Genomic DNA, 25,531 nt, shown 5'->3' with positions numbered 1-25,531 from the left:
CCGCGCCATGCCCAGCACCTTGCAAATGGCCGCCAGCGACCCCGCCATGCTGGCCGTGGTGAGGCAGTGCCGGCAACTGCTGCACCGGCGCGCCCTGGTGGCCGGTGTGGCCAGCGCGGTGCCCGTGCCGGGCCTGGACTGGGCGGTGGACGCCGCCCTGCTCTCGCGCCTGATCCCGGCCATCAATGCCCACTTTGGCCTCACGCCCGAACAGCTGGACCGGCTGGACCCCAGCAAACGCGAGAAGGTGCAAAAAGCCGTGGCCCAGGTGGGCACGGTGCTGGTGGGCAAGTTCATCACCCAAGACCTGGTGCTGCGCGCCGCCAAGCTGGTGGGTGTGCGCCTGACGGCCAAGCAGGCAGCACGTTTTGTGCCGCTGGCCGGGCAGGCGGTGTCGGCGCTGATTGGCTACAGCGCCATCCGCTACCTGGGCGAGCAGCACATCAAAGACTGCCTGAACGTCGTGCGGTCGGCCGGGCTGGCGCTGCCCGCGCCAGCCACTGAGCCCACGCTCAAGCCGGCGTCGCGTCGGGCCGCTTGACGCGGAACCAAGCCGCGTACATCGCTGGCAAGGCCAGCAAGGTCAACACCGTGGCCACGATGAGGCCACCCATGATGGCCACCGCCATCGGGCCCCAGAACACGCTGCGCGACAGCGGGATCATGGCCAACACGGCGGCGGCCGCAGTCAGCACGATGGGCCGCAGGCGGCGCACCGCCGCTTCCACGATGGCGTTCCAGGTGGGCACACCGGCCGCGCGGTCCTGCTCGATCTGGTCGATCAGGATCACCGAGTTGCGCATGATCATGCCCATGAGGGCGATCACACCAAGCAGGGCCACAAACCCGAACGGACGCCCCAGCAACAGCAAAGCACCGGCCACCCCCGCCAGGCCCAACGGGCCGGTCAGGAACACCAGCATGGCGCGACTGAAGCTGTGCAACTGCAACATCAACAGCGTGAAGATGATGAACAGCATCAGTGGCATGCCGGCGGCAATCGAGCTGGAGCCTTTGCTGCTCTCTGCCACCGCACCCGCCACCTCGATGTGGTAGCCCGCCGGCCACTTGGCTTCGAGCTGGCGCAGGGTGGGCAACAGGGCTTCGGTCACGGTGGCGCCCTGCACGCCCTCCACCGCGTCGCTTTGCACGGTGATGGCGTAGCTGCGGTTTTCGCGCCACATCACGCCGGGCTCCCACGCGAAGCTGGCTTTGGCAATCTGCGTCAGCGGAATGCTCTTGCCACTGGCCGTGGGCAGGTAGGCGTTGGCCAGGTCGGTGATGGCGTCGCGCTCGTCCAGCGGCTGGCGCAGCACGATGTCGATCAGCTTGTCGCCGTCGCGGTACTGGCCCACCGTGGTGCCGGTCAGGATGGTGCGCGACGCTTGCGCGATGGACTGGCTGCTCACGCCCAGGGCGCGCGCCTTGTCCTGGTCCACCTCCAGGCGCATCACCTTCACGGCTTCGTTCCAGTTGTCGTTGACGCCACGCGTGAGCGGGCTGGCCATCATGGCGGCCTTGACCTCGTCGGCCAGCCCGCGCAACACGGCAGGTTCCGCCCCCATCACACGAAACTGCACCGGATACGGCACCGGCGGCCCATTGGGCAACAGCTTGACGCGGCCCCGCACCTCGGGGAATTCCTGTGCCAACAGCGCCGGCATTTCTTTGCGCAGGCGCTCGCGGCTGGCCAGGCTGTCCGTCATCAAAATCATCTGGGTGACGTTGGTCTGCGGGAAGATCTGGTCCAGCGGCAGATAAAAGCGCGGCACGCCCGAACCCACCCAGGTGCTCACGGCGGTGACACCACTGAGTTGGGCAAACCGCGCCTCGGCCCGGCGCGCCACCTCGTCGGTCGCGCGCACCGGGCTGCCTTCCGGCAACCACAGATCAACCAGGATTTCGGGCCGGCTGGAGTCGGGGAAAAACTGCTGCTGCACCTTGCCCATGCCCACAATGCCCAGGGCAAAGGTCAACACGGTGGCGCCAATGGTGATCCAGCGGTGTTGCACACACCAGTCCACCGCCGCGCGAAAACGCACGTAGAACGGGCCGTCGAACACCTCATCGTGCGCCACCTGGCCCACCTTGACCTTGAGCAGCACCACGCCCAGGTAAGGCACAAACACCACCGCCACGATCCACGACAACACCAACGCCACCACGGTGACGCCAAAGATGGCGAAGGTGTATTCGCCCACGCTGGACTTGGCGATGCCGATGGGTAAGAAGCCGGCCGCCGTGATGAGCGTGCCGGTCAACATGGGCATGGCGGTGGCGTCCCAGGTGAAGGTGGCGGCGCGGAACATGCTGTAGCCTTCCTCCAACTTGCGCACCATCATCTCGACGGCAATGATGGCGTCGTCCACCAGCAGGCCCAGCGCGATGATGAGTGACCCAAGCGAAATTTTGTGCAGGCCAATGCCCCAGTACTGCATGACCAGAAAGGTCATGGCCAGCACCAGCGGGATGGTGACAAACACCACCAGGCCGGGGCGCACGTCCAGGGTGAAAGCCTTGAGGCCGCGCCCACCAGGCCGGCGGTGCAGGCCCAGGCTGAGCAGGCTGACCGCCAACACGATGACCACCGCCTCGATCAGCACCTTGACGAACTCATTCACCGAAGTGGCCACCGCCTTGGGCTGGTCTTGGACTTGCACCAACTGCAAGCCCGCCGGCAGCGTCTTTTCAAAGTCGCTGGCCACCACACGCAAGGCCTTGCCCAGGGCGATGATGTCGCCGCCGGCCGCCATGGAAATGCCGAGCGCGATGCTGTCCTTGCCGTTGTGCCGCACCAGCGTGGTGGGCGGATCGACCAGGCCCAGGCGCACCTCGGCGATGTCGCCCAGGCGCAGCTGTGCGCCGCTGGCCGCGCGTATGGGCATGGCGCGCAGTTCGTCCACCGAATGGAAGGCACCTGCCACCCGCACCTGCACCACGTCAAGCGGGGTCTGCACGGTGCCGGCCGGGGCCACCGCGTTTTGTTGACCCAACTGGGCCAGCACCGCGTTCATGTCCAGCCCCAGGGTGGCCAGCCGCTTGTGCGAGATTTCAACGAACAACTTTTCGTCCTGCACGCCAAACAGCTCGACCTTGGCCACATCCTTTACGTCAAGCAGCTTCTGGCGCGCCTGGTCGGCAAACCGCTTGAGCTCCACCGGTGTGAAACCCTCGCCCTGCAAAGCGTAGATGACGCCGTACACGTCGCCAAACTCGTCGTTGAAGAACGGACCGACCACACCCTGGGGCAAGGTGCCGGCCATGTCGCCGATCTTCTTGCGAACGGTGTACCAGGTCCCCTGCACCGCACTGGCGGGCGAGGAGTCGGCAATCTGGAAAATGATCAACGTTTCGCCCGGCTTGGAGTAGCTGCGGATGATGTCGGTGTAAGGCACCTCTTGCAGGGTTTTCTCGATCTTGTCGGTCACCTGATCGGACACCTGCTGGGCCGTGGCGCCGGGCCAATAGGCCCGCACCACCATGGCGCGGAAGGTGAACGGCGGGTCTTCGTCCTGCCCGAGCTGGAAGTAGGCGGCACAGCCCAGGAACATCAGCACCACCATGAGGTAGCGGATCAGCGGCTGGTGGTTGAGCGCCCATTCGGACAGGTTGAATCGCTGGCGCGCGGCGGTGGCGGGCGCCGCTTGGTCATCGGTCTGGCTCATGCGGTCCTCACTTGGTGCTGGGCGACATCACCGGATGGGCCGAATAGCGCAACACCTTTTGACCTTCGGTCAACACGTGCACGCCGGCCACCACCACCTGCTCACCACCTTTGAGGCCAGCGGCAATCACCGCCTCGTTGCCATCGGCACCCGCCACCTGCACCGCTTGCGACTTGACCGTGCCACTGGCCTCGTCCCACAACCACACCGCGCTGCCCGTACCCGCCTGGCGCAGGGCGCTGGTGGGCAGTTTGATGGCCTGTGCCGGACGGTTGGCCGGCGTACCCGTCACCGCCGTGGCGGTGGCACCCAACGGCGCGGTCACCGTGGCGGGCAAGCCCACCTTGACTTGGAATGTGCGGGTGGCGGTGTCGGCACTGGCCGCCACCTCGCGCACTTGGCCGGCCACCGGCTGCCCGCCGGCCCACAGCCGCACCATCACCGTTTGTCCTTGTTTGAAGCCGGCCACCCGGTCCTCGGGCACGGCAAACACCATGTCGCGGGGGCCATCATGGGCCAGGCGAAGCACCGGTGCCCCAGCGCTGAGCACCTGGCCGGGCTCCGCCTCCACCGCCACCACCACACCGGCCACCTCGGCCCGCAGCGTCGTGTAGGCCGACTGGTTGCCCTGCAAAGCCAACTGGGCTTTGGCCTGGGCCAGGCTGGCTTCAGCGGAGCGCAGGCTGGCCTCGCGCCGCTCGATCTCGGCACCACTGATGAAGCCCTGGTTTTTCAACTCCACGTACCGTTTCAGATCGGCTGCCGCCAGGTCGCGTTGGGTTTGCGCGGCTTGCTGTGCGGCGGTGGCGGCCTGCACGCCCAGCGCGTAATCCTGCGCGTCCAGACGTGCCAGCAATTGCCCTGGCTTGACGGCCTGGCCCACCTGCGCCGGCCGCTCGCTCAGCTTGCCGGCCACGCGAAAGCCCAGCCGGGTTTCGGTGCGCGCCCGCACCTCGCCGGCGTACTCGCTGCCACCGTCCAGGTGGCCCGCCTGAACGGTCATCAACTTGACCGAGCGGATGGGCTCCTCGGCGGCGGGCGGTGGGCTGCAGGCGGACAGGCCCAGCAACAACACGGGCCAGGGCAGACACCGCGCCACAGCGGTCAGAAAGTCGGACTTCATAATTAATGACTGACTGGTTAGTAATTAGCGAGAAATGTAGAACGTGTCCGAGACAATGTCAATCCGCGAAAAATGCTGGAGCAGCCAGCGTGGCGGGCGCGACACAGACGACAATCTTCGGCCATGTCCCGACCGCACCACCCCACAACCACAAGTCCTGCGGTGGCTGGCCTGGGACACCAGGGCACACAGCACTACGAGAATTTTCCCGTGGCATCGTGGCTGTGCCCCAAAGCCTTGCGGCCCGCCATCCTGGCCATTTACCACTTTGCCCGTTGCGCCGACGACATGGCCGATGAAGGCGACGCCACCGCCGAACAACGCCTGCAAGCGCTGCAAGACTACCGACACGCCCTGGTCGCCTGTGCTGCGGCTCACGGGTATCACGGTGACCGCTGGCACGCGGTGTTTGCCCCACTTGCGGCCATGATCGCCCAACACCAGCTGCCGCTGCCCTTGCTGCACGACCTGATCAGCGCGTTTGAGCAGGATGTGCGCTACACGGCCGCTGGCCGCCGCTACCGCGATCAGGCCGAACTGCTGGACTACTGCCGGCTGTCCGCCAACCCGGTGGGCCGGCTGTTGCTGCACCTCTATGGCGTCACAGATTCTGTGTCATTGCAGCGCAGCGACCAGATTTGCAGCGCGCTGCAACTCATCAACTTCTGGCAAGACCTGAGCGTGGACCTGCCACGCCAGCGCCACTACCTGCCCACCGACCGGTTGCTGGCGCATGGGGTGAACGTGGCTGCGATTGGGCCAACCGTTGCCAGCGACCCGGCCGCCCAATCCCTGATCGCCGAACTGTGCGAGCAGGCGCGCACGCTGATGATGGCCGGCGCACCCTTGGCCCTGCAACTGCCGGGCCGCATTGGCTGGGAGCTGCGACTGGTGGTGCAAGGTGGTCTGCTCATCCTTGACCGGGCCGATGCGCTGCAACACCGCACCTGGCACACCCGCCCGCGCCTGCGCAGTTGGGACTTGCCACGACTGCTGTGGCGTGCCGCTCGAATGAAACACATGGAACTCTCGCCGCGCTGACGGGCTCATAACGGCGTGTGAAGCACAGTGCGGTGCACAACCACCACACTTGCACAAACACACCACACACCCGCAGCTTGCGGGCGTATGATGAATTCACAGTGCTCTCCACTGTGTGCCGTGGGTCTGTTCAAAGGGAGATTCGCATGAACATCTTTGACCACTACAGCAACCGCTACGAGCGGACGCGCGAGGAAGAGTATTCCCTGCAGGAGTACCTCGAACTCTGCAAGCGCGACCGCCTGGCCTATGCCAGTGCTGCCGAACGCATGCTCGAAGCCATCGGTGAGCCCGAACTCATCGACACGCGGCACGAGCCCCGCCTCTCACGCATCTTCGCCAACAAGGTGGTGAAGATCTACCCCGCCTTCCGCGACTTCTATGGTGCCGAGGAAGCCATTGAGCAGGTGGTGTCCTACTTCCGCCACGCGGCCCAGGGCTTGGAAGAGCGCAAACAAATCCTTTATTTGCTGGGCCCCGTGGGCGGCGGCAAATCGTCCATCGCTGAAAAGCTCAAGGCCTTGATGGAAAAGGTGCCCTTCTATTGTCTCAAGGGCTCGCCGGTGAACGAGTCGCCGCTGGGCCTGTTCAACGAGGCCGAAGACGGCACCATCCTTGAAGAAGACTACGGCATCGCGCGGCGTTACCTGCGTGGCATTCCCAGCCCCTGGGCCGTCAAGCGCCTGCAGGAATTCAACGGCGACATCAACCGCTTCCGTGTCGTCAAACGCTTCCCTTCGGTGCTCAAGCAGATCGCCATCGCCAAAACCGAACCGGGTGACGAGAACAACCAGGACATCTCTTCTCTTGTGGGCAAGGTCGACATCCGCAAGCTCGAAGACTTTGCGCAGGACGATACCGACGCCTACAGCTACTCGGGTGGCCTGTGTCTGGCCAACCAGGGTCTGCTGGAGTTTGTGGAGATGTTCAAGGCCCCCATCAAGGTGCTGCACCCCTTGCTGACGGCCACGCAGGAAAGCAACTACAAGGGCACGGAAGGTTTTGGCGCCATCCCTTTCGATGGCGTGGTGCTGGCGCACTCCAACGAATCGGAGTGGAAGGCCTTCCGCAACAACCGCAACAACGAAGCCTTTCTTGACCGCATTTACATCGTCAAAGTGCCCTACTGCTTGCGGGTGACGGAAGAGGTGAAGATTTACGAGAAGCTGGTGCGCAACTCGTCGCTCTCGCAAGCGCCTTGCGCCCCCGGCACGCTCAAGATGATGGCGCAGTTCTCGGTGCTGTCGCGTCTGAAAGAACCCGAGAACTCCAGCATTTACAGCAAGATGCAGGTCTACGACGGCGAAAGCCTCAAGGACACCGACCCCAAAGCCAAGTCGCGCCAGGAGTACGTGGACTACGCTGGGGTGGACGAGGGCATGAACGGCCTGTCCACGCGTTTTGCGTTCAAGATCCTCTCTCGGGTGTTCAACTTCGACAACACCGAAGTGGCCGCCAACCCGGTGCACCTGCTCTATGTGCTGGAGCAGCAGATCGAGCGCGAGCAGTTTCCACCGGAGACCGAGCAAAAGTACCTCTCTTACCTCAAGGAGTACCTCGCGCAGCACTACGTCGAGTTCATCGGCAAAGAAATCCAGACCGCCTACCTGGAGAGCTACAGCGAATACGGCCAGAACATCTTCGACCGCTACGTGAGCTTTGCCGACTACTGGATCCAGGACCAGGAGTTCCGCGACCCAGACACCGGCGAGAGCTTTGACCGCAACGCGCTCAACGCCGAGCTGGAAAAGATCGAAAAACCGGCGGGCATCTCCAACCCCAAGGATTTCCGCAACGAAATCGTCAACTTCGTGCTGCGGGCCCGCGCCCAGAACGCCGGCAAGAACCCGGTGTGGACCAGCTACGAAAAGCTGCGCACCGTGATCGAAAAAAAGATGTTCAGCAACACCGAAGAGCTGTTGCCGGTCATCAGCTTCAACGCCAAAGCCAGCGCCGAAGACGCCAACAAACACCAGGAGTTTGTCTCGCGCATGGTGGACAAGGGCTACACGCCCAAACAGGTTCGATTGCTGTGCGAGTGGTATCTGCGCGTGCGCAAAGCGTCCTGAGCCCACCCACCTGACACGGGAGGCCACGTGGTCTACCTCATTGACCGCCGCATGCAGGGAAAAAACAAGTCTGCGGTCAACCGCGACCGGTTCCTGCGCCGCTTCAAGGGCCAGGTCCAGCAGGCGGTGGCGCGCGCCATCAAGGAGCGCTCCATCACCGACATGGAGAAAGGCGAGAAAATTTCCATCCCGGTCAAGGACGTGGGCGAGCCCAGTTTTGGTCACACCCGGGGCGGTGTGTGGGAAACGGTCAGCCCCGGCAACCGCAAATACGTCAAGGGCGACCGGGTACCCAGGCCTGCTGGTGGTGCCGGCGGTCAGGGGCAGGGCCAAGGCGGCAACAGCGACGAAACCGGCGAGGACGACTTCATCTTCGAACTCACGCGAGAGGAATTCCTCGACTGTTTTTTTGAGGACCTCGCCTTGCCAGACTTGGTGAAAACGCAGCTCGCCTCCATCAGTGAATGGCGGTCGCAGCGGGCCGGCTACACCATCTCGGGCACACCGACCAACATCCATGTGCTGCGCTCGCTGCGCGGCGCCTTGGGTCGGCGCATCGCCATCGGCGGGCGCCCGCAGCGCCGGCTGGCTGAAGCCGAACGCGAACTGATCGGCTTGCTGGGCACGCCGGTGGACGACAACGACGAACGTGTGCTGGCACTGCGTCGCGAAATCCACCACCTGCGCACGCGGCTGCTGGCCATTCCCTACCTCGATCCTTTCGACCTGCGCTACAGCAACCGCATCAAGGTGCCCAAGCCCAGCACCCAAGCGGTGATGTTCTGCCTGCTCGATGTCTCGGGCTCTATGGACCAGGCACGCAAGGACATGGCCAAGCGTTTTTTCATCCTGCTCTACCTGTTTCTGTCGCGCATGTACGAACACACGCAGGTGGTGTTCATACGCCACCACACCCAGGCCGCCGAGGTGGACGAACACGAGTTTTTCCACTCGCGCGAAACCGGCGGCACGGTGGTGTCATCTGCGCTCACGCTGCTGACCAAAATCGTGCGCGAGCGCTACGCCAGCAGCGAGTGGAATGTCTACGTGGCTCAGGCGTCCGACGGCGACAACTGGGACAACGACTCCGAACAGTGCCTGAAAATGCTGCACGAGACCATCATGCCGGCTGTGCAGTACTACGCCTACGTCGAGATCACCGACGGCCCGCCCCAGAACCTGTGGCACGCCTATGAACAGGTGGCTCAGATGCACCCCAACTTCGCGCAGCAGCGCATCGTCTCGCCGGCAGACATCTTTCCGGTGTTCCGCGAACTGTTTCGCAAACAACCGAAATGAACGCACCCACCGCGTTGCCACCACGTTTCCGACTGCCTGACCAGTCGGAGTGGACCTTCGAGCTGATCGAAAAGATCCACCTGGAGATCGCACGTGTTGCCCGAGGCTTCGGCCTCGACACCTACCCCAACCAGCTGGAAATCATCACCGCCGAACAGATGATGGACGCCTACGCCTCGGTGGGTCTGCCGGTGTCCTACCACCACTGGTCCTTCGGCAAACACTTTCTGGCCACCGAAAAAAGCTACAAACGCGGGCAGATGGGGCTGGCCTACGAGATCGTCATCAACTCCAACCCCTGCATCGCCTACCTGATGGAGGAAAACAGCCTGACCATGCAGGCCTTGGTGATCGCGCACGCGGCCTACGGCCACAACTCGTTTTTCAAGGGCAACTACCTGTTCCGCACCTGGACCGATGCGGAAGCCATCGTGGACTACATGGTGTTCGCCCGCAAATACATCGCCGACTGCGAGGCCCGCCACGGCCTGGAGGCGGTGGAGTTGCTGCTCGACTCGTGCCATGCCCTGCAAAACCATGGCGTGGACCGCTACAAACGCCCGGCCAAACTGTCCTTGGAGAAAGAACTGGCGCGCCAGCGCGAACGTGAGGCCTACCTGCAAAGCCAGGTCAACGACCTGTGGCGCACCGTGCCCCAGCGCGCCCACGCTGAGGCCGAGGCCACGCCAGTGCGCTTCCCTGACGAACCACAGGAAAACCTGCTGTACTTCATCGAAAAATACGCCCCGCTGCTGCAGCCCTGGCAACGCGAAATCATTCGCATCGTGCGCAAAATATCGCAGTATTTCTACCCCCAGCGCCAAACGCAGGTGATGAACGAAGGTTGGGCCACGTTTTGGCACTACACCATCCTCAACCAGTTGTTCGACGAAGGTGTGGTGGGCGCTGGCTTCATGATGGAGTTTTTGCAAAGCCACACCAATGTGGTGATGCAGCCTCCCGTGGGCCACCCCTACTACCGGGGCATCAACCCCTATGCGCTGGGTTTTGCCATGATGCGCGACATCCGCCGCATTTGTGAACAACCCGAGGCAGAGGACCGCGAGTGGTTCCCCGACATCGCCGGCAGCGACTGGCACAAAACGCTGGACTTCGCGATGCGCAACTTCAAGGACGAAAGCTTCATCGCCCAGTACCTCTCGCCCAGGCTGATACGCGACTTCCACCTGTTTGCCGTGCTCGACGACGACCAGGACAGCGAGCTCACCATCTCGGCCATCCATGACGCCAATGGCTACCGCCATATCCGCCAGCGCCTGGCCGACCAGTACAACCTGGGCAACAACGAGCCCAACATCCAGGTGTGGGCGGTGGACCTGCAGGGCGACCGCGCCTTGACCTTGCGCCACACCGCCTACCAGCGCCGCCCGCTGAACGACCAGACCGACGAGGTGCTCAAACACGTGGCACGCCTGTGGGGCTTTGACGTGCGGCTGGAAACCGTGGACGAACACGGCGCAGTGAGCAACGTGCGCGAACGCAAATGGGAGAAACGCAACCGCATCTGAGGCAAAGGTCGCACCTGCGGCGCAAGCCCATCGGACCGAAACCACCCCGCCGCCTGTGCTAATCTGAACGGTTAAACACTTTTAAAACCTGTTGGGGACATGTTCCCACACACCTTCAAAAAAGTCGTCAAGTTGGGATTGCGGTGAACACCATCAAACAACGCAGGTCGTTTCTGGGCCTGGTGGGCGCATGGGCATGGGCCTGCCACCCGACCCTGAACGCCCAGACCTTGTGCCCCAAACCCGTGGGCCGGCCAGTGCTGGTGCTGCGCACCTCGCGCAGTGCCACCGCCCCCTGCGACCTCCAGGCGCTCGACCAGATGCCCCAAAAGACGTTGGAGACACAGCTGCCGCCCAGCCTGGGATTGAGTGGCCGCCACCGCTGGAGCGGCGTCCCCTTGAGCCACATCGCAGGCCTGCTGGGGGCCGGCCCCGATGCCGAGGTCCAGCTGATCGCGCTGAACAACTACGCGGTGTCCGTGCCCATGCGCGACCTGCGGCGCTACGACCCCGTGCTGGCGTCAAGGCGGGACGGCAAACCCTTGAGCGTGCGCGACAAGGGGCCGCTCATCCTCATCTACCCCTTTGATCAGCACCCCGAGCTCGACGCGCAGGACTACCTGAACCGATCGATCTGGCAGGTCCATGAAATCCGCGTCAACCCCTAGCGGTCAGGAGCTGTTTGCCGGTCAACAGCTGATGGGCACACGCCACCTGCGCATGCTGCGCTGGGTGCTGGGCGTCGTGCTCCTGATGGCCGTGGTGGCGGCCTCGGCGCTGTGGCTGGCACAACACCAGGCCCGTTTGCTCTCACGGCCCAGCCAGCACAACGACCTGTGGTACATCGCCAGCGTGAACAACGAGTTGTCGCGGGTGAGCCTGCTGGCACAGGAAGCGGCCGCGGGCGACACCAGCATCGACGAGCTGGTGCTGCGCCTGGAGGTGTTGTACAGCGTGCTCGACCACTCGCCCACGGCACCCAAGGTCAATGTCCAGTTCCGGGACACCCTGCCCGAGACGGCCAACACACTCGATGAACTGGCGCGCGCCGTTGACGCCAGCGCGAAGCAGCTGGAACAGCCCAACAACGCCAACCTCCCCGCCACGCTGCGTCAGGTGGCCACCGGGTTGCAACGGTTTCGAGAGCCCATTGCCCAGGCGGTGGCCGATGTGCACCTGGCCAGCACACTGGAAGCGGACCGACAACGCCTGCGTCTGCTGCTGAGCTTCACACTGCTGAGCCTAGCCTTGATCGTGGTGCTGGTCGGCACGGGCATCATCATCTGGCGGGCGCTCAAAGACCGGGAGGTCGCGCTCCAAACCTCCCAGGCCCTCAATGAGGCCAACCAGCTCCTGGAAACCCGCGTGCGCGAGCGCACCCGACAAATCGATGAAGCGCACAACCTGCTGACCTTCATCCTGGACGCCAGCCCCAGCGACGTTGCGCTGATCGATGCGCTAGGGGGTCAGGTCCACTACATCAACCGCCGGCTGATGGAGCGTCTGGGCATGCACCAGCAGCCGCAGACCTTGCGTCTGCAAGACCTGCTGCACGATGCCGCGACCGGCCAGGCGCTGCGCCAGGCACTGGACGAGTCGGGCCAGATCGATGGTGTGGAGGCCCAAATCGCGTCCACGCCGCCCTACTGGAGCTCGCTGTCCGGCCAGCTCATCGAAGTCGAAGGCCGCCTGTGCCACCTGATTTGGGGTTTCGACATCAGCATCCACAAGGGGCTGGAGCACGAACTGCGCCTGCTGGCCACCACCGACGCGCTGACGGGCCTGAACAACCGGCGGGCTTTTCTCGACAAGGCCGAAGTGCTGCTCGAACACTGCCGCCGTTACCGCCACGCCTGCGGCGCGCTGATGATCGACATCGACCATTTCAAGACCGTCAACGACCGCCACGGCCACCAAGTCGGCGACGAGGCCTTGCGCGCCACGGCACGGTCCATCCAGTCGGTGCTGCGCGATGCGGATGTGGTGGGGCGCATGGGTGGCGAAGAATTCGCCGTGTTGCTGCCCAACGCCGACCTGCAGGGCACGCTGGACACCGGCGAGCGCCTCCGACAGGCGATCTCGGCCATCACCCTGCCGTTGCCGGATCGACAAACCCTGCGCCTCACCGCTTCGCTGGGCGTTGCCAGCTTCCAGCCGCCGACGCAAACCCTGGCGCAACTGCTGGCCCAGGCCGATCAGGCCCTCTACCGCGCCAAGGCCGAAGGCCGCAACCGCGCCGTGCGATACCTACCGGAAATGCTGGATTTGTAACTTGGTTTAAATTAGGCTTGTTGCCCAGAGTCTGTTCTATGCCCATCCAACTTCTCATCGTCGACGACAGCCGCATGTCGCGCATGCTCCTCAAAGGTCTGGTTGACCAGCACCACCCCGACTGGAACGTGCTGCAAGCGGCCAGCGGCGACGAAGCCTTGCTCATTGCCCGCGAAACACCGCTGGACGTGGTGTCCATGGACTACAACATGCAGGGCATCAACGGCCTGGATGCCGCCATCGCGCTGCGCGCCTTGCAACCCAAGGCCCACATCGTGTTGCTCAGCGCCAACGTGCAGGCCGCCATCCAGGAGCGTGCACGGGCTGCCGGCATCCCCTTTTTGCCCAAACCCATCACGGCCGAAACGCTCAAAGCCATCGCCGAAGGCGCAGGAGTCTGACCATGTTGAAGCTCGACGACGACCAACTGGACGCCCTGTCCGAGATCTTCAACATCGGCGTGGGCAAAGCCGCTGCGGCCATGAGTGGCCTGGTGGGTGACGAGGTGCTGTTGTCGGTGCCCCACGTCAGCCTGCTCACCGTGAGCGAAGCGGCCCAGGAACTCAATGCCGCTAACCCCCGGCTTTATGCCGTGCGCCAGCCGTTTGACGGCGTGTTCAAAGGCGACGCTCTGCTGATTTTCCCAAGCGAAAAAAGCCTGGAGATCGTGCGCATCGTCGCCGGCCAGTCGGTGCCCGAGGAGCAACTCTCGGGACTGGAGCGCGATGCCATGACCGAGATCGGCAACGTGATGCTCAACGCCTGCATCGCCGCGCTGTCCGATCTGCTGCAAAACGAATTCGACCTCGGCACCCCCGACGTGAACATTGGCGACGGCCGCAGCATCTTGCGCACCCGCATCCAGAACCACCTGGTGGTGTTCCTGCACATCCGTTTTGAACTCAAAAGCAGCGATATCGAGGGGTTTGTGGTGTTTGTGCTCAACACCACCTCGCTCGAAACGCTGCGCCTGTGCCTGGACAAGATGCTGGGCCGCCCCACCACGGTGGCGTAGACGCACCGCAGCCGCAGGCGGACAGCGGCACGGCGGAACCCCCTCACGTGGGCCCTGGGCACGTGCGGTGTTTAAACTCCCCCCAAACCGCCGCCGCCGATGAGCCCCGAAGAACAAACCGTCCAACAACAGGTTGCCGCCTCAGGCAGCAGCTTTTATTACGCCTTTCTGTTCCTGCCCGCACCCCGTCGCGCGGCCATCACGGCCTTTTACGCGTTTTGCCGACAGATTGACGACGTGGTGGACGAAACCACCGACCTGGGCGTGGCACAGACCAAGCTCGAATGGTGGCGTGCCGAGGTGGCGCGGACCTTTGCCGGCCAGGCCCAACACCCTGTCATGCGGGCGCTGGCGCCACATCTGGGGATCTATGGCATCGAATCGCGCCACCTGCTGGCGGTGATCGATGGCTGCCAGATGGACCTGGATCAAAGCCGTTACCTCGACTTCGCCAACCTCAGCACCTACTGCCACCTGGTGGCGGGCATCGTGGGTGAGGTGTCGGCACGCATCTTTGGCCAGACGCAGGAGGCAACCACCGCCTACGCCCACACCCTGGGTCGAGCGCTGCAGCTCACCAACATCGTGCGCGACGTGGGCGAAGACGCGATGCGCGGTCGCATCTACCTGCCCATCAACGAGTTGCAGCAATTCAACGTCAAGGCCCATGAGCTGATCAAGCGAGGCCAGGGGGCGGTCGAACCCGACTTTGAGACCCGTTTTGTGGCACTGATGCGTTTCCAGATCGACCGCGCCCAGGCCACCTACGACCTCGCCCTGTCCTTGTTGCCGGCCGCCGACAAACGCGCGCAGAAACCCGGCTTGATGATGGCCAGCATCTACCGCACGCTGCTCCATGAGATTGCCAACGACCCGGTGCTGGTGCTGACCCAACGGGTTTCACTCACGCCCTTGCGCAAGTTCTGGCTCGCCTGGAAGGTGCAAGCGCTGGGCCGGCTGTGACCAGAACAGCGGTGATCGGTTCGGGCTGGGCGGGCCTGGCGGCAGCCGTGGCGGCCACCGGGGCCGGACAACACGTCACCCTGTTTGAGGCCGCACGCACCCTCGGCGGGCGCGCGCGCACGCTCATGCTGGACACCCCCACGGGGCCGCTGGCGGTGGACAACGGCCAGCACATCCTGATCGGCGCCTACACCGCCACGCTGGGTTTGATGGCGCGTTTGGGTGCACCACCCGAAACGGTGCTGCACGCCCTGCCGCTGGCCCTGCCCTTCGCCGACGGCACAGGCCTGCGCACGCCAACTTGGGCCGCGCGTTGGCCCGCGCCGCTCGATGCCCTGGCCGCCATCGCCACCACACCCGGCTGGGGCTGGCGCGAGAAGCTGTCGCTGACCACGGCTTCGCTGCGCTGGCAGTTCGGCGGCTTTTACTGCGATCCGCAGCTCACGGTGGCGCAGTTGTGCGCCCGCCTGCCCGCCCAGGTGTTCCAGGACCTGATAGAGCCGCTGTGTGTGTCGGCCCTCAACACCGCCGCCCACCAGGCCAGTGCGCAGGTGTTTCTGCGGGTACTGAAAGACGCCTTGTTTGGCGCCGGCCACGGCCCGTGGAACGGCGCCACCTTGCTGTTGCCACGCGTGCCCCTGGGTCAATTGCTGCCCGAACCGGCGCAACGCTGGCTGCAGGCACGCGGCGCACAGGTCCACACCGGCCGGCGCGTGGGCACGCTGCTGGCAAGTGCATCTGGCTGGCTGGTGGACGGCGAGCCGTTTGACCGCGTGCTCCTGGCCACACCGCCGGGGGCGTCGGCGCGCCTGCTCGAACCCGTGGCAAAACACTTGCCCGCCGCTGCTGCCTGGACAGCGCAGGCCCAGGCGCTGCGGTTCGAGGCCATCGCCACCGTCTATGCCCTGGCACAGCGGCCGCTGCCGCAAGGTGCGGCCATGCTGGCCCTGCGCCACGGGCCAAACGCGCCGGCCCAGTTTGTGTTCGACAAAGCCGCGTTGGGCGGGCCCAAAGGTTTGTTGGCTTTTGTGGTCAGCGCCAGCGGCAATGACCGCGAACGCCTGCAGGCAGACGTGCTCACACAAGCCCAGGCGCTGGGCCTGGGGCCGCTCAACGTGCTGCAGACCGTGGTGGAAAAACGCGCCACCTTCGCCTGCACACCCCAGCTCCAACGCCCTCCCAGCCACATGGGAAACGGTCTGTGGGCCGTGGCCGATTTTGTGGCAGGCCCCTACCCGGCCACGCTGGAAGGTGCGGTGCGCTGCGGCCTGGCGGCCGGTGCCCGGAGCGACTGACGCGCGCTCAGTGCCGCTGCACCCAGCGCATCAGTTCCGCGCCACGGGCATCGAGCAACACCAATTGACCGGGCTCCAGGCGCCCACCCCGGGTCGCATCCAGCGCGCGCAACACGCGGCTCTCGACCACCATCAATTCGTCGGTACAGGCACGGCGGGTGCCCGCCAGCGGCCCCATTTGCAGGCCGCCGCCGCCCAGGTGCAAGGCACCGGCAAACCGGTTGCATCCGCTGTGACCGATCACCTGCGTGGGGCTGACGAACTGCAGTTCAGGCCGCTGCCCCAGGGGCAACAAGGCCAGCGCGGGGTCGGCCGGCACCCATTGGGTGCCGGGCAAGGCCTGCAATGAGGCCAGGGTGGGCAGGGATTGGGGCTGGTGGCCACAGCCAGCCAGCACCGCAGACAAGCCCAACACAACGCTCAGTGTTTTCATCACAGTCTCCCGGTTGCCGTCCGTTCAGGTGGTTCAAGCCTTGGCACGCAGCTGCGCCAGAGCGGGCCGGCTCACACAGGCGTGCAGCCAGGCGTGGGTCAGCGGGTAGCTGGTCAGCACATGGTCGGCGGCGCGCGCCCAGTTGAGCACGCTGGCCACACACAGATCGGCCACGGTGAAACGGTCGGCCGCCAAGTGGCTTTGGCCACGCGCCTGCTGGTGTTGCAGGTGCTGCTCCAGCACCCGCAGCGGCACATGCAGGCGTTTTTCGGCCGCTTCGGCCAGCTCCGGCTTGCGTTGATCGGCCGGCATGGCCACGCGGTGCATCAGTACCGTCAGCGCGTCCTTCTCCAGTTCGGTCACCGTCCAGAAGCTCCAACGCAGGGCGTCGGCGTCTTCGGCGGCGCTGGCGGGCGCGATGTCGCTGCCATCGCCCCCGCCGTGGTGGCGCGCCACGTACAGGGTGCAGGCCATGGACTCCCACACCACCACATCGCCATCGGGCCGGTGGTCTACCAGCACGGGGATGTGGCCGTTGGGGTTGAGGGCCAGAAATTCGGGCGTGCGGGTGGCGCCGTCTTTGTAGGGCGTGGGCAGGTGCTCAAGGGGCAGGCCCAGTTCGGCGGCGGCCCACAGCGGGCGCACCGCACGCGAGGCAACGATGCCGTGGATGGTGAGGCTCATGGTGTGTGTGATGTGGAAGGTCAGGTCAGACGAGGCGATCGACCAGGGTTTGCAGGTCGGCCACGGTGAGGTGGGGTTGGCAGGAAGCGTGTGTCCAATCGTGGCCCGCGCGGTTGACCCACACGAACTGCATGCCAGCGCCCAGGCCACCCACGCCGTCCAGGTGGGCATCGTCGCCCACGTGCAGTGTGTCCTCAGGTGCCGTGCCCACCAGGGCGGCGGCGGCATGGAAGATGCGCGGATCGGGCTTGCCCACGCCAAACTCGCGTGCACTCAGCGCGCCCTTGAAATAGCGAGCCAAGCCCACGCGCCCAATGTCGGCGTTGCCATTGGTCAGGGCCACCAGCGGGTAGCGGGCGCTCAGGGCCTCCAGCGCGGGCAAGGCGTCGGCAAACAAGTCCACCTGGTGCCGCGCATCGAAAAACACCTCAAACGCCGGCTCGGCCAGGGCCGGGTCGTCACCTGCGCGTTGCAAGGCCAGGCGGATGGCCTCGCGGCGGATGACGCCCAGGTCGTGTGCCAGGTGGGCGAACTGGGCTTCGGTGTCGGCGCGTATCTGGCGTTTGACTTCGGGCTGGGCCAGCAGCCCTACAGTGGCGGGCGCCCGGTCGGCCAGCCAGTCGGTCAGCGCGGTTTCGGCGCGGGCGATGGTGGGCCAGATGGGCCACAAGGTGTCGTCCAGGTCCAGGGTGATGGCCTTGATGCGCGATGGGTTCAGCATGGTCGGGGAGAATACCGCATGCCATTCCGCCCCGAACCCCCGTACACCCATGGCCAGCCGGCCAAAACCGCCATCCTGTTGTGCAACCTGGGCACGCCCGACGAGGCCACCGCACCCGCCGTGCGGCGCTACCTCGCCGAGTTCCTGGGCGATGCGCGTGTGGTGGAAATCCCCAAGCCCCTCTGGTGGCTGATCCTGCACGGCATCATCCTGCGCGTGCGGCCGGCCAAATCGGCCGCCAAATACGCCAGCATCTGGACTGCGGAGGGCTCACCGCTGAAGGTGTGGACCGAAAAACAGACCACCCTGCTGCGCGGCTTCCTGGGCGAAAAAGGCCACAAGGTCGAGGTGCGCTATGCCATGCGCTACGGCAACCCGTCCATCGCCTCGCAGCTGGACGCGCTCAAGGCCGAAGGCGCCACCCGCATCCTCATCGTGCCCATGTACCCGCAGTACAGCGGCACCACCACCGCCAGCGTGATGGACGCCGTGTACGACTGGGGCAAACGGGTGCGCCACCTGCCCGAGCTGCGCTTCGTCAACCGCTACCACGACGACCCCGGCTACATCACCGCGCTGGCCGCCTCGGTGCGCGCCCACTGGATGGCCCACGGCCAGCCCGAAAAACTGGTGATGAGCTTCCACGGTGTGCCCGAACGCACCCTGCACCTGGGCGACCCCTACCACTGCGAATGCCACAAAACCGGCCGCCTGCTGGCGGAGGCGCTGGGCCTGACCAAAGACCGGTATGTGGTCACCTTCCAGTCGCGTTTTGGCAAAGCCAAATGGTTGGAGCCCTACACCGAACCGACGCTGATCGCGCTGGGCCAGCAGGGTGTGAAACGCGTGGACGTGATGTGCCCCGGCTTCACCAGCGACTGCCTGGAAACGCTGGAAGAAATCAACATGGAAGCGCGCGAAGCCTTCCTGCACGCCGGTGGCGAGCAGTTCAACTACATCCCTTGCCTGAACGACCGCAACGAATGGATTCGCGCCCTGGCCGACCTGAGCGAACAGCATCTGGCGGGTTGGCCCACACGGGCCGCGCCCGATGAAGCCGCTGCCCGCGATTCGTTGGCGCGCGCCAAGGCCATGGGGGCGGTGCGCTGAGGCGCTTCGGGCCTCGTCGGCGGCAATGGGTCTGAATCAATCCAGCGCGGGCTGCTGCCCAAACGAACAGGTGGCTGCCGCAGTCGGGCGCTACTCCGCCGCTTGCCCATGCTGGGCCAACAAGCGCTCAAAGTTGTTCTTGAGGATCACACCCGCGTAGTAGACGTGCTCACGCATCAGGGACTCGGCCCGTGCCGCATCGCGCTCAATGATGGCGTCCACGATGCGGTGATGGTCGCCGTGAGAACGCAGGATCAACGCATGGTCCTCCCACAACACAATGCGGTCCGATGCGTAGGGAATATTGTGAGCCTGCTCGGCAAAGCGCCCCAGCCAGGGGTTTCGCGCGGCCGCTATGACCGTGTTGTGGAGGTCCACATTGACCTTCTGATAAGGGGCGTGATCGTCGGGATCAAGATGCCCCTTGCCCAGGAGGCGGTCGCCTTCGACCAGGCAGCTGCGCAGGGTGACGATCTGTGAGTCGTCCAGTCCGTGCTGCGCGGCTGCCCGGCAGGCCAGACCCTCAAGTACCGAGCGCACCTCGTAGGCAGCCAGGATGTCACCTAGCGCGAACACCTTGACCAGATAGCCGCGCTTGGGCTGGTGGTCGATCAGACCTTCGCTGGCCAACGTCGCCAGAGCCGCACGGACCGGCGTTCGCGACACGCCTATGGCCAGCGAAATCGGTATTTCCTCAATCCGCTCACCGGGTTTGAAACGCCCGTGAAGAATCCAGCCGCGCAAGGTATCGGTGACGTTCTGAGACAGGGTCTGCATGTCGGCAAGCAAGGAAGTTGGACACCCCAATATAAGCCAACATGTATACACGAAGGCCAAAATTTCAGCCATATCAGGGTAAATACTGATCAAAAATTGAGTCTCATGTATACATGATTGCGACCTCAGCCACATGATGTGGCCCTTGACCTGGAAGCAGCACATGAACACAGCAGTGAACGCGGGACGAGTAGCCCTGGTCACCGGAGGCGGCCGCGGCATCGGCGCGGCCTTATGTATCCATCTGGCCCAAAACGGCTTCCGTGTGGTGGTCGCCGACATCGACAGCGAAAACGCTGCCGGGGTGGCAACCGACCTCGGGAAAGACCACATAGCGCGTGCCGTGGATGTGGCCAACGAGGCCGCCGTGGTGGGCCTGTTCAACGATTTGGAGACCTCGGTTGGTCCGGTTGGCGTGCTGGTGTGCGCCGCCGGCCTTCTGATCATGCCTGGTGGCGAGCGCCCGCTGATCAAGGACATGACGACGGACATTTGGGAGCGCAGTTATGCAGTGAACACGCGCGGTGCCTTTTTGTGCAGTCGCGAATTTCTGCGCCACCGCGAGGCCAAACCCGTGCCCCATGGCCGGGTGGTGTTTTTTGGTTCGGTGGCCGCGCAACTCGGGGGTTACCGCTCTAGCGCTGCCTACATCGGAGCCAAGGCGGCCGTCATGGGGTACGCCAAGGCTTTCGCACGCGAGGCCGCCCACCTGGGTATCACATCCAACGTTATCGCCCCGGGCCTGATTGACACTGAAATGTTGCGCAGCACCGTGACCAGCAGCGGCGCGCTGGCCGCAGCGGCGCAAAACATTCCGCTGGGCCGCATCGGTACGGTGGACGACGTGACCGCAGCGGTGGACTACCTGGTGTCGCCCGGTGCTGCCTACATCACCGGTAACGTCATCGACGTCAACGGCGGCTACCGGATGCAATGACATGAAGCGACTTTCTGATCATTTCGCCAGCGTGCTGGCCTACGTTGCCGGCCTGTCGCTGGTGCTGATGATGGTGCACGTGACGCTGGACGTGGTGCTGAAGTACTTTTTCAAGCAACCGATTCCCGGCACCGCCGAAGTGGTGGCGGCCTACTACATGATCGGCACGGTGTTTCTGCCGCTGGCCTACATAGAGGTGCACAACCGGCCGATCGTGGTCGAGTTGCTGTACGACCGCCTGCCTCAGGGCTTGCAACGTCCGCTGGATGTATTGGCCACACTGCTGTCGATCGTCTTCTATGCCTTTCTGGCCTGGCAGAGCGTCAAGATCGCTCTGACCGCGCTGGAGAACCGCGAATACATCGACGGTGTTTGGAAGGTTGTGGTGTGGCCCAGCCGTTTCCTCATTCCGCTGGGCTTGCTGGCCGCGTCTGCGGCGCTCGTCCTGCGCCTGCTCATCCTGTTGACCGGCGGCAAGGCCGAACACGGTCACGCCGAAACCGTCTGAACCCGCACACACCATGGACCGTACCCTTATTGGCCTGATCGGCGTCGGCATCGCGCTGGTCCTCATCTTTCTGCGCGTGCCCATCGGCATCGCGATGGGCCTCGTCGGCATGGCCGGCATCGCTGCCATCACGTCCTCCAATGCGGCCTTCGGCATCGCCAAGACCATCCCCTACGAACTCATTGGCGACTGGAACCTGTCCGCCGTACCCATGTTCCTGCTGATGGGCTACGTGGCCTCGGCCACCGGCCTGACCAACGGCTTATTCGCCTCGGCCCGCATCTTCCTGGGTCGGGTGCCTGGCTCGCTGGCGTCAGCCAACGTGCTGGCAAGCGCATTTTTTGCCTCGGCGTCAGGCTCCAGCGTGGCCACTGCAGCGGCGTTCTCGCGCATCTCGGTGCCCGAGATGCTCAAGGCCAAGTACGACCCGGCGCTGGCCACGGGCTGCGTGGCCTCGGCCGGCACGCTGGGATCGCTGATTCCCCCCTCCATCCTGATGATCATCTTCGGCATCATGGCCGACGTGTCGATCTCGCGCCTGTTCATGGCCGGTGTGGTGCCCGGCATCCTGTCGGCACTGATGTTCATCGGCTACATCACCCTGCGGGTGGTGATCAACCCGAAGCTGGCGCCGCGTGATCACACGGTCTACAGCCGCGAAGAAAAACTTACTGCGCTTAAGGATGTGTGGCCACTGCCGGTGCTGATCGTGGGTGTACTCGGTGGCATTTTCTCGGGTGCCTTTACTGCAACCGAAGCAGGCGCGATCGGGGCGGCCATTGCCTGTGTCATCGCGGCTGGGCGGCGTTCGCTCAACCGCGATACCTTCCGCCAGGCAGTGGTGGACACCGCCGAGGGCACATCGGCCATCTTCATCATCGTGGTGGGTGCAGCCATCTTCGCGCGCTTCATGTCCTACAGCCAGTTGCCGGCCAGCATGTCGCAATGGCTGATGGGTGTCACCGACAGCCAGATCGTGATGATGCTGGCCATCGCCGCCATCTACCTCTTGCTGGGCACGGTGCTGGAGAGCGTCTCCATCATGCTGCTGACCATGCCGCTGCTGCTGCCCATCCTGAATCAGATGAACGTCGATCTGGTCTGGTTCGGCATCATCGTCATCAAACTGCTGGAGATCGGGCTGTGCACACCGCCGGTGGGCATGAACGTCTATGTGATCAAGAGCTCACTAGGTGACCGCATCCAGCTCGGCACCATCTTCCGTGGTGTCGGCGGTTTCATTCTGGCCGACCTCGTCACCCTCGGCCTGCTGATCGCGTTTCCTGTTATCAGCCTGTGGCTGCCCGACCTGCTGGCCAAGTAGCACCGGCATGTCATCAACGCTTTCGTTTTCACCCCAACCCAATGGAGACACCATGAAATCTGTCAAACACGTCATTGCCTTGGCCGCGCTGTGCGCTGTCTCGGGCGCCGCGCTGGCGCAAAAGGCCCACATGGCCACCAACTGGATGGCACCGGTGCACATCCTCAACGACGTCACCTACCAGCAGTGGGCGGCCGACGTGGCCAAGGCCAGCAACGGCACACTAAAGTTCGAGGTGCACTCCAACGGTTCACTGGTGCCGGCCCGCTCCACCATGCAGGGCATCCGCGACAGCGTGGCAGTGGTCGGCATCGTCTATCCCGCCTACACGCCAGCTGAATTCCCACTGAACAACGTCGTCAATGACCTGGTTTTCGTGTCCGACGACGACATCGCAGCGGCTTTCGCTTACACCGAACTCGCCATGACACACCCCAAGCTGCAAGCAGAGTGGAAGAAGAATGGCGGCGTGTTCGGTGGTGGTTATTCGACCCCGGTGTACAACTTCATCTGTGGCAAAGCGATCCGCAAACTCGACGACACCAAGGGACTGAAGATCCGCACCGCCGGTGGCGCACAGTCAGAATGGGTCAAAGCCATCGGCGCGGTGCCGGTGTCGGTCCCTTCGCCCGACATCTATTCGGGCATCGAACGCGGCTCCATTGACTGCTCGATGAGCGACCCGTCCATGCTGGACAAAGGCGCCAAGCTCTGGGAAGTAGCCAAGTCCGTCACCCTGCTGCCAATGGGCGTGGTGGTGGGGGCCAACTACATCTACAACCCGGACTTCTGGAAAGGCCTCAAGCCTTCCGAACGCAAGATGTTGCTCGACACCATGGCCCGAGCCACCGCACGTGCCCAGGTGGCCTATCACAAGAGCGTGCAGGAGGCGCTGGACGGCGCACGCAAGCGCGGTCTCGAACTGGTGGAGCCGTCAGCCGATCTGAAGGCGCGCCTGGCCACCTACAACAAACAGACCATCGACAACCTGCCCAAGGCATCGATGGAATCGCGCAAGATCGCCGACCCGACCGACCTGATCAAGGCCTACCTCGAGTTGGAAACCAAGTGGAAAGGCCTGCTCAAGGGCGTGGACCGCAACAGCGACGATGCGGTCTACAAGGTGCTCCACGACAACCTTTACAGCAAGCTCGATCCGGCCAAGTTCGGGCTCTGATCTTCACCTGAAACTGCCCCAAGCCGGCACGCCAATGACGTGCCGGCTTGGCTTGAAATCCCCATGGCCACACCCCCCCTCGCTTCACACGCCCTGGTCACCGGCGCTGCCGCAGGCATAGGGCTGGAAATCGCCCGCCAGCTGGCTCAAGCCGGCCATGTGGTGCACCTGCTCGACCGCAACGCGGCCGGCGTGCGCACTGCCGAACTTGCCTTGCGCGATGCTGGTTTTTCCGCCCACGGGCACACGCTGGACATCACAGATGAAGATGCGGTGGCTGCGCTGGTAGGTGGCTTACCGGCGCTGTCGGTGCTGGTGAACAACGCCGGCATCTTTGAGGTCAAGCCGTTTTTCGAAGTTGATGCGGCGGACTTCCGCCGCATGTACGAAGTCAACACGGTGGCCATGTTCACGCTCTCGCGCACCGTGGCGCGACGCATGCCGCAGGGCGGGCGCATCGTCAACCTGGCCTCGCGTGCCATGCTGGGTGCGCGTCATTACCCGCACTACGTCGCATCCAAGGCGGCAGTGGTGGGCCTGACCCGCGCCATGGCGCTGGAACTGGCGCCGCAGGGCATCACGGTCAATGCCGTGGCGCCCGGCGTGATCGAGACGGACATGCTCAAGGCGCGTTCGGACACCAACCTCGATGGGCTGCGCGCCCTACAGCCTCTGGGGCGCCTGGGCACACCGGCCGACATCGCCCGCACTGTGGTTTTCCTGGCGGCACCCGAAGCCGACTTCATCACCGGCCAAACGCTGCTGGTGGACGGTGGGCGTTCACTCGGCGGCGCCACAAGCATCTGATTTATTCATTCTCTTCTTAACACCATGAATCTGTTGCACAACAAGCTGGCCCTGATCACAGGTGCCGGCGGTGGCCTGGGCTCGGCGATTGCCGAGGGCTTTGCACGCGAAGGTGCACGTGTCATCGTGGCCGACATCTCACTGGAACGGGCCACCGAGGTAGCTGGTCGCATCGTTGCCGCCGGCGGTCAGGCATGGGCCGAGGCGGTGGATGTGACCGACCGCACAGCCACGGCGTCGTGGGCACTTGACATCGAAGCGCGCATCGGCGCGATCGACGTGCTGGTCAACAACGCCGGTATCTCCGGCCGTGGCAAGCTGGACGATCCGCAGGCACCCGAGTTGTGGGATCGCATCATGCGGGTCAACCTCGACGGGGTGTTCAACGTCACCCACGCCTTCATTCCGGCACTCAAGCGCACACGCGGCAACATCGTCAACCTGGCGTCCATCGTATCGTTCGCCAGCGGAATTTCAACGCCGGCCTATGTGGCGTCCAAAGGCGCGGTGCGCTCCTTCACCCAGGTGAGTGCACGCGAACTGGCGCCGCACGGGGTGCGCGTCAATGCGGTGGCACCTGGTCTGATGTTGACCGAGATGGTTCGCCCGCAGCTAGACACACCGGGCGGTACCGACTGGTTCATGAACCGTGCGCCGATGGCACGCGGGGGCGAGCCGGCCGAGGTCGTCGGCCCGATTCTTTTCCTGGCGTCCGCCATGGCCAGCTACGTCAATGGCGTGGTGTTGCCGGTGGACGGTGGTTTCCTTTCCGCTTGAGACAAA

24 protein-coding genes are annotated in these 25,531 nt (G+C 64.3%); 18 read left to right on the top strand and 6 right to left on the bottom strand.

Translation table 11 applies throughout. The annotated features are described in order from the left end of the window. Window positions 1-7 precede the first annotated feature (7 nt). Entirely contained in the window at window positions 8-541 is a 534-nt protein-coding gene (locus tag ACFQU0_RS01660; protein ID WP_382198221.1) for a hypothetical protein, read from the top strand. Here the strand turns inward: ACFQU0_RS01660 and ACFQU0_RS01655 are convergent. Together ACFQU0_RS01655 and ACFQU0_RS01650 are read right to left on the bottom strand one after the other, a co-directional pair. After that, the gene (locus ACFQU0_RS01655; protein WP_382198219.1) at window positions 513-3,665 is read right to left on the bottom strand and encodes an efflux RND transporter permease subunit; all 3,153 of its coding nucleotides are present in this window, start codon (window positions 3,663-3,665) and stop codon (window positions 513-515) included. The two genes, ACFQU0_RS01660 and ACFQU0_RS01655, sit on opposite strands and share 29 nt — an antisense overlap. A 7-nt stretch (window positions 3,666-3,672) precedes the next feature. Beyond that, entirely contained in the window at window positions 3,673-4,788 is a 1,116-nt protein-coding gene (locus ACFQU0_RS01650; RefSeq protein ID WP_382198217.1) for an efflux RND transporter periplasmic adaptor subunit, read from the bottom strand. 123 nt (window positions 4,789-4,911) lie between these two features. On the opposite strand from ACFQU0_RS01650, the gene hpnC reads away from it, so the two are divergent. The 10 genes from hpnC (at window position 4,912) to hpnE (ending at window position 16,270) form a co-directional block, all read left to right on the top strand. Continuing rightward, window positions 4,912-5,829 (top strand): squalene synthase HpnC, encoded by a 918-nt coding sequence (hpnC, locus tag ACFQU0_RS01645; protein ID WP_382198215.1) that lies wholly within the window; start codon window positions 4,912-4,914, stop codon window positions 5,827-5,829. Window positions 5,830-5,975: 146 nt separating this feature from the next. Beyond that, complete coding sequence (locus tag ACFQU0_RS01640) at window positions 5,976-7,898, top strand: PrkA family serine protein kinase (RefSeq protein ID WP_382198213.1); 1,923 nt, start codon at window positions 5,976-5,978, stop codon at window positions 7,896-7,898. A gap of 27 nt (window positions 7,899-7,925) precedes the next feature. Next, entirely contained in the window at window positions 7,926-9,197 is a 1,272-nt protein-coding gene (locus tag ACFQU0_RS01635) for a YeaH/YhbH family protein (protein WP_382198211.1), read from the top strand. Then, the gene (locus ACFQU0_RS01630; RefSeq protein WP_382198210.1) at window positions 9,194-10,726 is read left to right on the top strand and encodes a SpoVR family protein; all 1,533 of its coding nucleotides are present in this window, start codon (window positions 9,194-9,196) and stop codon (window positions 10,724-10,726) included. The genes ACFQU0_RS01635 and ACFQU0_RS01630 overlap by 4 nt, the downstream gene beginning before the upstream one ends. A gap of 143 nt (window positions 10,727-10,869) precedes the next feature. Continuing rightward, on the top strand, window positions 10,870-11,394 hold the full coding sequence (locus ACFQU0_RS01625) for a putative pterin-binding protein (protein ID WP_382198209.1): 525 nt from the start codon (window positions 10,870-10,872) through the stop codon (window positions 11,392-11,394). Further along, entirely contained in the window at window positions 11,372-12,997 is a 1,626-nt protein-coding gene (locus tag ACFQU0_RS01620) for a sensor domain-containing diguanylate cyclase (protein WP_382198207.1), read from the top strand. Before ACFQU0_RS01625 ends, ACFQU0_RS01620 begins: the two co-directional genes overlap by 23 nt. 38 nt (window positions 12,998-13,035) lie before the next feature. Then, window positions 13,036-13,398 carry a response regulator gene (locus tag ACFQU0_RS01615; protein WP_382198205.1) on the top strand — a complete coding sequence of 121 codons (363 nt, stop codon included), beginning with the start codon at window positions 13,036-13,038 and terminating at the stop codon, window positions 13,396-13,398. Window positions 13,399-13,400: 2 nt separating this feature from the next. After that, window positions 13,401-14,012 carry a chemotaxis protein CheC gene (locus ACFQU0_RS01610; RefSeq protein ID WP_382198203.1) on the top strand — a complete coding sequence of 204 codons (612 nt, stop codon included), beginning with the start codon at window positions 13,401-13,403 and terminating at the stop codon, window positions 14,010-14,012. Between the two features lie 99 nt (window positions 14,013-14,111). After that, on the top strand, window positions 14,112-14,975 hold the full coding sequence (hpnD, locus tag ACFQU0_RS01605; protein ID WP_382198201.1) for a presqualene diphosphate synthase HpnD: 864 nt from the start codon (window positions 14,112-14,114) through the stop codon (window positions 14,973-14,975). After that, a complete protein-coding gene (gene hpnE, locus ACFQU0_RS01600) occupies window positions 14,972-16,270 on the top strand; it encodes a hydroxysqualene dehydroxylase HpnE (RefSeq protein ID WP_382198199.1) in 1,299 nt (432 codons plus the stop codon). The genes hpnD and hpnE overlap by 4 nt, the downstream gene beginning before the upstream one ends. Window positions 16,271-16,277: 7 nt before the next feature. Here hpnE and ACFQU0_RS01595 read toward each other — a convergent pair whose 3' ends face one another. Genes ACFQU0_RS01595 through ACFQU0_RS01585 form a run of 3 tightly spaced genes read right to left on the bottom strand, consistent with a single transcriptional unit; the run spans window position 16,278 to window position 18,108 of the window. Beyond that, window positions 16,278-16,703 carry an META domain-containing protein gene (locus ACFQU0_RS01595; protein WP_382198197.1) on the bottom strand — a complete coding sequence of 142 codons (426 nt, stop codon included), beginning with the start codon at window positions 16,701-16,703 and terminating at the stop codon, window positions 16,278-16,280. A gap of 33 nt (window positions 16,704-16,736) precedes the next feature. Further along, window positions 16,737-17,387 carry a glutathione S-transferase family protein gene (locus tag ACFQU0_RS01590; protein ID WP_382198195.1) on the bottom strand — a complete coding sequence of 217 codons (651 nt, stop codon included), beginning with the start codon at window positions 17,385-17,387 and terminating at the stop codon, window positions 16,737-16,739. 25 nt (window positions 17,388-17,412) lie between these two features. After that, entirely contained in the window at window positions 17,413-18,108 is a 696-nt protein-coding gene (locus ACFQU0_RS01585) for an HAD family hydrolase (protein ID WP_382198194.1), read from the bottom strand. An 18-nt stretch (window positions 18,109-18,126) separates the two neighbouring features. Between ACFQU0_RS01585 and hemH the strand changes: the two genes are divergently transcribed. Next, window positions 18,127-19,218 carry a ferrochelatase gene (hemH, locus tag ACFQU0_RS01580; RefSeq protein ID WP_382198192.1) on the top strand — a complete coding sequence of 364 codons (1,092 nt, stop codon included), beginning with the start codon at window positions 18,127-18,129 and terminating at the stop codon, window positions 19,216-19,218. Window positions 19,219-19,308: 90 nt separating this feature from the next. On the opposite strand, the gene ACFQU0_RS01575 is transcribed toward hemH, so the two are convergent. Continuing rightward, window positions 19,309-19,995, bottom strand: coding sequence for a GntR family transcriptional regulator (locus ACFQU0_RS01575; protein ID WP_382198190.1), 687 nt, complete (start codon window positions 19,993-19,995; stop codon window positions 19,309-19,311). A 163-nt stretch (window positions 19,996-20,158) separates the two neighbouring features. On the opposite strand from ACFQU0_RS01575, the gene ACFQU0_RS01570 reads away from it, so the two are divergent. The 6 genes from ACFQU0_RS01570 (at window position 20,159) to ACFQU0_RS01545 (ending at window position 25,525) form a co-directional block, all read left to right on the top strand. Next, window positions 20,159-20,932 (top strand): SDR family NAD(P)-dependent oxidoreductase, encoded by a 774-nt coding sequence (locus ACFQU0_RS01570; protein WP_382198188.1) that lies wholly within the window; start codon window positions 20,159-20,161, stop codon window positions 20,930-20,932. A gap of 1 nt (window position 20,933) precedes the next feature. Continuing rightward, complete coding sequence (locus ACFQU0_RS01565) at window positions 20,934-21,440, top strand: TRAP transporter small permease subunit (protein WP_382198187.1); 507 nt, start codon at window positions 20,934-20,936, stop codon at window positions 21,438-21,440. A gap of 13 nt (window positions 21,441-21,453) precedes the next feature. After that, on the top strand, window positions 21,454-22,764 hold the full coding sequence (locus ACFQU0_RS01560) for a TRAP transporter large permease (protein WP_382198186.1): 1,311 nt from the start codon (window positions 21,454-21,456) through the stop codon (window positions 22,762-22,764). Window positions 22,765-22,816: 52 nt separating this feature from the next. After that, window positions 22,817-23,941 (top strand): C4-dicarboxylate TRAP transporter substrate-binding protein, encoded by a 1,125-nt coding sequence (locus ACFQU0_RS01555; RefSeq protein ID WP_382198184.1) that lies wholly within the window; start codon window positions 22,817-22,819, stop codon window positions 23,939-23,941. A 63-nt stretch (window positions 23,942-24,004) separates the two neighbouring features. Beyond that, on the top strand, window positions 24,005-24,748 hold the full coding sequence (locus ACFQU0_RS01550; RefSeq protein ID WP_382198183.1) for an SDR family NAD(P)-dependent oxidoreductase: 744 nt from the start codon (window positions 24,005-24,007) through the stop codon (window positions 24,746-24,748). Window positions 24,749-24,772: 24 nt separating this feature from the next. Further along, window positions 24,773-25,525: an SDR family NAD(P)-dependent oxidoreductase gene (locus ACFQU0_RS01545; RefSeq protein ID WP_382198181.1), complete on the top strand. Its 753-nt coding sequence runs from the start codon at window positions 24,773-24,775 to the stop codon at window positions 25,523-25,525. Window positions 25,526-25,531: the final 6 nt, after the last annotated feature.

Origin of the sequence: Hydrogenophaga defluvii (genome assembly GCF_042665235.1) — a bacterium.
Classification (GTDB): domain Bacteria; phylum Pseudomonadota; class Gammaproteobacteria; order Burkholderiales; family Burkholderiaceae_C; genus Hydrogenophaga; species Hydrogenophaga defluvii_A.
Note: the sequence above shows the minus strand (reverse complement) of the source record. Positions and strands in the feature narration are given on the sequence as shown.